The sequence below is a fragment of the Nostoc sp. UIC 10607 genome, from assembly GCF_047228265.1.
In the GTDB taxonomy this organism is placed as follows: Bacteria; Cyanobacteriota; Cyanobacteriia; order Cyanobacteriales; family Nostocaceae; genus Nostoc; species Nostoc foliaceum_A.
Genome location: NZ_JBIQNW010000281.1, coordinates 1 through 315 on the forward strand (window position 1 = coordinate 1; position 315 = coordinate 315).

The following is a 315-nucleotide window of genomic DNA, read 5'->3' on the forward strand; positions in this document are numbered from 1 at the left end:
CGAATGTGTGGTTCTAAATCTACGGGTTGCTCTTCAGCTTGATAGGCTAAAGGAAGCCAATAGCTGCTAATAGCAATCATCACCATATCCTTAGCAGGATAAAGAGTATTTCTGGAGTTTAAATACTTAAACAGCATTGCTTCGGGGCTATCAGTCTTAACTTTGCTTCGTAAGCGAAACTCAACATCTGAAAACATTCTAATATTCCTTTAAAGCGAGCAAATTACTAGGACGCACAATGGTTTGAAATAGCTGATGTAGCGTTTTGATAACGGAATAATCCGTATACATCCGTGAAACGTAAGCACAACGCAT

At 39.0% G+C, this 315-nt stretch carries 1 pseudogene; it reads right to left on the reverse strand.

Annotated elements, in window-relative coordinates:
• Nucleotides 1-197, reverse strand: a pseudogene (locus ACEYW6_RS36770) (hypothetical protein); the annotation flags it as partial.
• Nucleotides 198-315: the final 118 nt, after the last annotated feature.